Here is an 8,581-nt window from a genome sequence, read left to right as displayed (position 1 = left end):
GTTCGCCATCCGCTTACGACCGTCTCACCTTATCTGCAAATATTGATCAAGCCTGGATTCCGATCAGGATATTCAGAAACCGATATCTGAAAGGTAAGTGGGAGCCGGTTAGCCTACGGTGACCATGAAAAATGAGTTCCGAAAGGCAGCATCAGCCTACTGAGAACACAATTCTACTGACATAACCTTGCTCAACCTCTAATCCAACGTCGTTAAAACTGGCATATTCAGTTTCTCCTTCAACCCTGAATCGGTAGTGGCGGCCACCGCTTTTCGACTTCGGCACGTACGCTATCTCTAGGAGTGGCTCCATCAGCCATCTGTTGTCGCCATTCATAGCGGGCGGCGTGGCCAACAGAATAGATTCGATTTGCACGCTCTCTGGTCCGGCCAAGCTAAGGTCCTCCAACGCCTGCACGTCGGAAATCATTAGCATGTGACGCGAGCAGGGATCGCCAGGCCTCAGAGCAGTGACATAAAACCATGGCTGCAGGATTATCTGCTCTACACGTGGCCACAGGTGAAGGCCCGGCTCTAGCTTCGATGTCAGTAGCACCGCATCCCGCTGGTAGGTTCTGAACATAAAATTCCTCCAAATGAACACTATAGATCGTAGCCCTATAGGGTGCAAAAAAGGCTTTATCTTCTCATTTGTGAGTAGAGCAAATGGAAGTCAAAAAAGCCTTTGGATCAGCGCTTCGAGCCTTGCGCATTAGAAGAGGGATGACCCAAGAGGATTTTTCACTGGTCAGCAGCCGTACGTTTTTAAGCTCGCTGGAACGAGGTATCAAAGGCGCAACAGTTGAGAAGGTCGACGCGCTTGCCAGCACCATAGGCGTGCATCCAGTCTCCGTGATTGTCGCCTGCTATCTTGAGAAAGATCCAGACATCAACCTAGAAGAGATCTTTGAACGGGTCCGTAGCGATCTCAGGTGATAGGACGATCTTTAATGTTCTGGGGCGGTGCCCATGTATGGGTCAGACCCTACCTGGAAGCGCAGGGAAACCTCTGGCTACCGCTTACGAAAGCAGTCCATCACGTCTTCTACGTCAACGCCTTTCAACAAGCACCTGTGCGCGATCTCGGACAAGGCTTCGTAGAGCCTGTCACGTTGGCTAACTAATGCGACATTCTCCGCTTGCAAATGAGCTATGCGCTCTTCGTAAGTCCGCCGACGGCGGGCACCGTCCGGATCTCTCCCGCTTTCCTTCAGTTGTGCGACGCGAGCGGACTCGATTCGCCGACCACGATCACCTACCAAAGTCGCGCGGCTTGTCAGACCCAATCGACGCTGCACTTCGGGGCGTGAAATTGGAGCGAGCTCCAAACCTAGGCTAACCATTTGGGCGAGGAGGGTGTCGATTGCCTCGTCCAATGTGCCGCCCCTCAATATCTGTCGTCGCGTCATGGTCGCCCCTAGTCATCTGAAACCGAGCTGTGTAGTTTGTCCGCGTCTGCTACCGTCATTGGAGTCCCGTTTGGGAACACGCGATGCACACCTGCATTGGTATCGCGTGCGAGGACGGATTTTAAGTTTCTGAGCTTGTCCTCCTGATCCGCCAACCAAACATCACTACCTGCCTCACCAATTCCAGCGTCGCGCATGATGGTTATTACCCTCACCATACTCTCCGCCTGGCGCTCAAGGTTTGCCCGCTCCGAAGGTGTACCCATCAGATGCAGGTGCGAGCAACCATTCCAGCACTGAAGATGTTTAGGGCAAGGTGCTTGGGAGAAATCATGAACGCAACCGCCAAACGGTGTGGCGTGCAGCGCCGTCGCGTGTACGGTGAGGAACGCTTCTGCAGTGGGCGCGCCTTTATTTTCCAGTAGGGAATGGTAGCTGTCGGTTAAAGCGCCCTGAATACTTTTTTTTCTTATACCTGTATGTAGGAAATCAATGCGCTCGCTATAACTATTGAACTCCAAGTATTCCTGATGTTCGGCGGAATCTTCCTCAATGGTCGTATGCTGATAGTAAACATTTTGGTCAATACGCTTACGACCTAAAGCCAATGCTTGCTGAACATCGCTCATGCCCGCTAGGTGATAAATCGTGTTCCGCCAATGTCGAGGCTGGTGACTTGTTAGCCGGATTGGGGTTCCATCAGCCTCGGTCAACGAACGGCGCGAAAAAATGGACGGATATTTTACGTCATGACCCAGCGCACGATTAATATCCACCAGGGTTGCACGCCGAGGAATCACTCGGAGTATATTCGCATCACGACCTCCAAAACGAAATTGACCGTCAAAAGCGATGGCCAGTACTTCGCTGGTTCTGAGTAAAGTACGACGCTTACCGTCGACGATCTCCACTAGTGCTTCGTGCCCACGAAGTTTTAGAAGGATTAAACGTTCAATATCACCCGCTACGTAACGACGATTCAATAATTTCCCACGCTTCTCACTGGGTTCATCATCGACCGGATAAATACCGTTGCGTGTTAGGAAAAGATACAGATTTCTCTTCGCACTTTTCCCTTCGCTAAAACCTAGCCACTCCAAAACAGTGGTTTCGGGGATCACGGCTCGGGGAGGATAGCTCCAAATACACCCTGGGTGACACTCTTGCCACGCGGCGACTTCTCGCTGCTCTGTGGTTAATTCTTTCAACCGTTCAACTGCGCGCCTAGCTATTGGAACGTCGCGTTCAGCGAACCAATGAACACGTGACTGAAATTGCTTTTCCGCAAAGTACCTGATGCCGCATTCAACCAGCGGCCTGCCATTGACATCTATAACCACCTCACCCGCCACTCCTTTGATCGGCCTCTCGACCCAGCAGTCAAAGGGAATTACTGATACCTCATTACCCCTTTGCCCAGTCGCGATCAATAAATCGATGACGCGCAACAAGATTTCTTCGCCCTCGTTAAACGGGTTGTTCGAGCATAAGGCGTAGGCCTCCATCGCCTCTCGAGATGGCAACCGATCATCAGATTTACGTTGCTTTACCGTGCGGTCAGGATCATGCAATGAAACATAGTCGTGACGACGCTTTTCTGGCTTTGCATCGTACTGAAAGTGGATGGCTATATCGGTTAACCGCAGTTTATCAATCGTATCTGCAATTACTTGAAGATGGGACATCGCGTCATAGAAGTTTTTGTATCCACTGTCTCGCAGAAAGCCTGCAACGCGGTCGAAATCCCCTCGCGTCAACATTGTGGGGTCGGATACACCGCGTTCAAACAACGGATTATAAAGCCGTCGGGCGGCAATATTATATGCCACCGTCATTGATAGCTTCAGGTTCCGGGTACGTTGAAGATATACAATCAAGGCCTTGCTAAAATCTTGGAATGTGGAGGGTAGAGGCCCTTTAGGTGGGGCGGGATAGCCTGACTTCTCGAGGGCTTGCCTGTGAGTTTCGAAGGTGAGGGCGTGTTTATTATCCCGCTGTGGCAGCCAATCTCCGACACTCCACGCCGGTACCGGCCACGGAGTTGAAATTGGTAGCGACTGAAAAATCGTTTGTTCCTGCGCAATAAAATCTTCGAGGCTCTGCCTTGCTCTAGACAGCGTCATCTTCGACATCCCCCGTGTGCTGCCGGCAGCGTTCGATCGTAGCGCTTACCGCCAAAATGGTTGTCTGATGTTGGACGAGGGGTCGGTTGTGAATGAGGTCGCCGCCTTGTTCTGCGATATCAATGAAACGTTGAGCCTCCCGTTGGAGCGCCTCCTTCACCTGCTCATGACGGCCATCAGCAAAGGGGTGAAATTTCTTGCAGGTGTAGCAGGCGTATACGGGGTTGTAGGGGCAGTGTGTATGAACCGGGAGGGCGCAGGCACCGATGTCCCCGATGTACTGCGTATCAATGACGCCGCGTATGGCTCTTTCTGGAACAGAATCGCGGCGCTGGACGATTTCTCCAGTTAATAAGCTGCGCATGATGCGTTGATAAGCCGGGCTTTTACCCAGCGCTTTCTCCTTGATCCGCGCAATGTTGGGGGTTGCCGTTACGTAAGCACGCGCCACGACCGTGCTATTGTGGCCGAGCAATTCGGCGATCATGTCTGCGGGCGTTCCTTGATCCGCCAATCCTTGTCCTAGGTGATGACGCAGAAGCATCGTTACTTGGTTTGCCTTGTCTATCCCGGCTTCACACAGTTCGCGTTTGAGGCCCGTAATGATTTCGGTTACCGACATGCGTGTTCCGTTAAGACTTATAAACAATGGTTCGCAGTCATCGCCAAAGCGGCATCGCATTTCCGAAACATGCTGCGAGATTTTCTCCCCCAGCCGGGTTGTCATTTTACGGGGCCGTCGTTCAGGTCTGCGCTGACCGACTTTTTTGGCCATGGGTAGCCAGAGGGTGTAATACCTTTCATGATCTGCGCTTTCGACAAACTCAAAATCTGCGATGTCAAGCGAATGGAATTGAATCGAGCGTGGTGCGAGTTCGAAACCCATGTGAAGCATTATATTAAGCTGAGCTTCTTGCCAAGAATCAGGTGACACTTCTCGTTCAATGCGCTTGAGCAACCGAACTTCCTCATCTAAATCCAAGCCAGACTGCGAGAGAAAAATTCGTGCATACGGGTCAACTCGATCTGATTTCACGTCCTTGATTTTAAGGTAGATACTTGAATCGAAACCTTTAATCCCTCTGTCAACTGCCCAGCGATAAAGCCTGCGGAATCCAATTAGATGCTGCCTAAATTTCTTCAAATCATCTAATTCAGTGATTAAATTATTATAATTCCAAGGGAAGTGACGGCCGAGCGCAGTTCTTGATAAATAGACGAGAGATCTTACAAACATGAAGGCTGTCTGCGGAGCATATTTTTCCAAAGCAAATGCCATAAAGCCCTTGGCTATTTCATTAAACTCTGGAGTTAAGTCAAGCGCGGCCCAGTCAATTTTCAGTGCTACTCCACCGTCGTACCACGTCCACACTGTCATCCGCGTATCAACGTATCGTGGCTGGTCATTAGTGCGAGTTCGAATCGCAACCAGAGCAGGGCCCTCGAACACGTAGGCCGGAAAAGAGGAGGAGGGTGAAGCGTGTTCTTGATCGGCTGATTTGGTCATGGCGAACCTCCTTAGCTGTCAATCCGGCTCCAGGCTGCCGAGGCACGCTGGGCGTTGTGGAGGTTCGCCGACTCGGCGAGATATCGACTGGCATAACGGCGTGGCATCGCCGAAGTCTCAGACCAACCGCAGACTCGTCGAAGTTCGTCCGTAGCCCGCTCGAGGTCGTACCCACGCTGCTCGACCAGGTAAGCCAAAAAGCGGTCGGCAAAAGTGTGGCGAAAGTCATGCGCGCAGAGTGTAGGCAACAATCCCGAATGAGCCAGTTCAATGGTCAGAAATAGCCGGTCAAAAACGTTCGACAACGCGCGAATCGACAGCGGACGGCCCCGATCAGAGATGAACAAATAGCGGTACGGCAATTTCATCGGTTTGCCGTAACGTACAGGGCGGCGTTCGCTTTGGATATAACGCTCATAGACCTCATACAATTGTGCGGAGATACCTACGGTTCGTCCGTGCGTTTTCAGCGCAGGCTCTTCAGCGCGCGGGTCACCTGGATCATGTTCGCGATCGTTGACGCTGACATAGGCATGCTGTGAACCCTGATTGATATCGGTGGTGTAGAGCTTCAAAAGCTCTCCGCGGCGGATACCAGTCTCCAGCAGCAATTCAATCATCAACCAATTGCGCAACTGCAATCGTTCCGGAAACGGATTCTCCGTGGCGTCCGGGCGAATCAGTGCACGAACGATCTGAAGCTGGGTATCCGTCAGGCTGCGGTAGCGAGTGCGGTCGGGGCGAAGATTGATGATATGGCTCTCGAAGCGCCGTTCAATGACGTCGGCAACATCTGCAAATGCAACCTCGATGCTAATTAGGGAGGTTGAGTTTTGACGAACACGCGGAATGTACCGGGAGACACACCAGGACAGGTATTGCTTCAACAGCCGCAGGTATTGGTCACGAGTACGCGGATCGATCTGCGGAAAAGGTGCCGATTCAGCTTTGCCGATTCGGGCGATCAGGTTGTCGGCTTGACGTCCGCTTTGGAGCCAGATTGCGTAACCGTCCAGCAAAGCCAGAATCGACTCGAACTGGCACGCCAAGATTGCCTCATCGACATCCAGGCCTCGAGTTTCGGCATAGGCGTAGAACGCTTGTATCGCGCGTAGATGTGCTGCAGCCGTGTTGTAGGCGCGGCGCCTGAGTTTGAGTTGGACGTAGATGAACGGAACGAGTATGGGCAACGGAGCTTCGTCACCAGCTTGCACGAGCAGCGGTACACGCTGACCTGAAGAAAATCGGGATTGAATCAGCTTCATCGGCTGCAACCTCATTCAAGGGCTCGTCATGAACACGAAGGACATGGCCCTTCGAGAGGTTGGACGTCTTAAGCGGGTTTGTCCAATCAGTGGCTTACAAGGCTCATGAACATTTCCAACATAGCACCTCGTTTAACATAATATACATTATACGAACCCATACAAATCCACACACCAGCCACCCCTCAGCAGAATCACAGAGCCGCACCCCAAAAACCGCTAGGATCACCCAGTCACGAACACAAGCCCATCACCAAGGACCGTAACGATGAGCGACCCCACAGAACCCAACCCAATCCTCGCATCCAACGCCCCCGAACGAATCCGCCCCAGCAATTACCCCGAACCTTTTGCATCCCGCATGCAAGGCCGAAAAAAACACCCACTCGGCGATCTGTTCCATCTCAAGAACCTTGGTGTGAATCTGGTCCGTCTGCCACCGGGTAGCCTCTCGGCGCTTCACCATGCGCATTCGCGGCAGGATGAGTTCATTTACATCCTGGAGGGCCATCCGACCTTGTTACGCGGGGATTCGGCAGTGCAACTGGCGCCAGGCATGATTGCGGGCTTTCCTTCCGGCGGCCTGGCGCACCACTTGGAAAACCGCTCGGATGCCGACTGTGTCATCCTTGAAGTGGGTGACCGCAGCCCGTCGGACAACGTGAGCTATCCGTCGGACGACATCCAAGCCATTGTGGGTGTGGACGGTCAATGGCATTTCACCCATAAAGACGGCCGTCCTTATCAGTGAGTCAGTGCCCAATCCGTGTGGAGCCACCGAAACCATCGGGGTATTGAATAGCCTGAGTCCACCTCATGAGTTAACCTTTTCTGAGCCAAACCCCCGATTTGTAAAAAAACCGGGCTCGCGTATAGAAAGTAGCCTCCTCCCTGAACTCATGAGCCTACTCGGCAGGGTTAACTCAACTAAATGACTATTTAATTGAGTTAACTTTCAATACTCGTGGGCCTCTTAAAGTTTCTTGAGTTTGCAACGTCGGCGTTTACACCGCCAGCACAAACCGCGGTGCCGCGCTCAATGCTCCACCACTCCCGCCGCACCATGCCGCTGCCCCTGCACAAACCCATGCGCCCGAGCCCGAAACGCAATGGCCAGACTGGTCACCAGTAACACCAGCAATACCCCCGGAAAAGCATTGACCCCCCAATGCTCAAGCAGCACCCCACCCAGCAGGCCTCCGCCGGCAATCGCACTGTTCCACACCACCACGTTCATCGACAGCGCCACGTCCGCACCCTTCCCGGCGGCGTCTGCCAGTGCCGTCTGCAGCAGCGTTGCCGCCCCGCCAAAGGTCAGCCCCCAGATGAACACGCCCACGTAGATCGCCACGGCGGAGCTGGCGAACACCCCGAAGAAAATGGCCACCGCGGCAAATGTGGCAAGGCTCACCAATACTGCTGTGCGCAGGTGCCGATCAACGAGACGCCCCGTGAGCCAGATCCCGACCAGCGCTGCGATACCGAAGGCGAGCAAGACCCTGTCCACCTGCCGGGTCAGCCCCGCCCTGGCAACGAAGGGCGCGACGTAGGTGTAGAGAATGTTGTGGGCCAGCATCCAGGTAAACACCACGGCCAGCACCGAGCGCACGCCGGGTGTGACAAACACCTGCCGCAATGCCATGCGCTGCGAAGCGCTCTGGCCGGGGTAGTCCGGTACTTTGATCAGCACCCAGGCGATCAACGCCAAGGTCAGCGCCGACATCAACCCAAAGACCAGGCGCCATCCCATGTAACCACCTAGCCATGTGCCTAACGGCACCCCCAGCGACAACGCGATGGGCGTGCCCACCATCGCTACCGCCAAGGCACGCCCCTGCAATGGTGGCGTCACCATACGCCGCGCGTAGCCGGCTATCAGGCTCCAGGCCAGCCCCGCCGAGACCCCGGCGAAGAACCGCGCCACCAGGATCAGCCAATATTGAGAGGACAGCGCCGTGATGGAGTTGAAGACCAGGAAGCCGAACACCGTCATCAGCAACACCGTCCTGCGGCGCCAGCTTTGCGTGGCAATGGCCAGCGGAATGGCCGCTAGCAGCGAGCCCAATGCATACACCGTGACCGTCTGCCCCGCCAGCGCTGCCGAGAGGTGTAGACCACTGCCGATCTCGGGCAGCAAACCGGCCGGCAAGGTCTCGGTGACGATGCAGATAAACCCCGTCATTGCCAGTGCCAGCAAGGCCCCCAGCGGAAGCCTGGCTCCCTGTTGCTGATTCTTGTCCATTCGCTACCCCTACTAATATACTGTTCGGTACAAAT

Annotated in this window: 7 protein-coding genes; 2 read left to right on the top strand and 5 right to left on the bottom strand. The window is 53.9% G+C overall.

Annotated elements, in window-relative coordinates:
* Positions 1-151: 151 nt before the first annotated feature.
* Positions 152-583 carry a hypothetical protein gene (locus HB675_RS22680; protein WP_213881385.1) on the bottom strand — a complete coding sequence of 144 codons (432 nt, stop codon included), beginning with the start codon at positions 581-583 and terminating at the stop codon, positions 152-154.
* Positions 584-666: 83 nt separating this feature from the next.
* On the opposite strand from HB675_RS22680, the gene HB675_RS22675 reads away from it, so the two are divergent.
* On the top strand, positions 667-936 hold the full coding sequence (locus tag HB675_RS22675; protein ID WP_213881384.1) for a helix-turn-helix transcriptional regulator: 270 nt from the start codon (positions 667-669) through the stop codon (positions 934-936).
* 481 nt (positions 937-1,417) lie between these two features.
* Here the strand turns inward: HB675_RS22675 and HB675_RS22670 are convergent, their stop codons facing one another.
* Genes HB675_RS22670 through HB675_RS22660 form a run of 3 tightly spaced genes read right to left on the bottom strand, consistent with a single transcriptional unit; the run spans position 1,418 to position 6,304 of the window.
* Positions 1,418-3,532: a hypothetical protein gene (locus HB675_RS22670; RefSeq protein WP_213881383.1), complete on the bottom strand. Its 2,115-nt coding sequence runs from the start codon at positions 3,530-3,532 to the stop codon at positions 1,418-1,420.
* On the bottom strand, positions 3,519-5,039 hold the full coding sequence (locus tag HB675_RS22665; RefSeq protein WP_213881382.1) for a tyrosine-type recombinase/integrase: 1,521 nt from the start codon (positions 5,037-5,039) through the stop codon (positions 3,519-3,521). Before HB675_RS22665 ends, HB675_RS22670 begins: the two co-directional genes overlap by 14 nt.
* A gap of 11 nt (positions 5,040-5,050) precedes the next feature.
* A complete protein-coding gene (locus tag HB675_RS22660) occupies positions 5,051-6,304 on the bottom strand; it encodes a site-specific integrase (protein WP_213881381.1) in 1,254 nt (417 codons plus the stop codon).
* A 268-nt stretch (positions 6,305-6,572) separates the two neighbouring features.
* Between HB675_RS22660 and HB675_RS22655 the strand changes: the two genes are divergently transcribed.
* Entirely contained in the window at positions 6,573-7,055 is a 483-nt protein-coding gene (locus tag HB675_RS22655) for a cupin domain-containing protein (RefSeq protein ID WP_213881380.1), read from the top strand.
* A 285-nt stretch (positions 7,056-7,340) separates the two neighbouring features.
* Here HB675_RS22655 and HB675_RS22650 read toward each other — a convergent pair whose 3' ends face one another.
* The gene (locus HB675_RS22650; RefSeq protein ID WP_213881379.1) at positions 7,341-8,546 is read right to left on the bottom strand and encodes an MFS transporter; all 1,206 of its coding nucleotides are present in this window, start codon (positions 8,544-8,546) and stop codon (positions 7,341-7,343) included.
* Positions 8,547-8,581 lie beyond the last annotated feature (35 nt).

Origin of the sequence: Pseudomonas sp. dw_358 (genome assembly GCF_018449655.1) — a bacterium.
Taxonomy (GTDB): Bacteria; Pseudomonadota; Gammaproteobacteria; order Pseudomonadales; family Pseudomonadaceae; genus Aquipseudomonas.
Note: the sequence above shows the minus strand (reverse complement) of the source record. Positions and strands in the feature narration are given on the sequence as shown.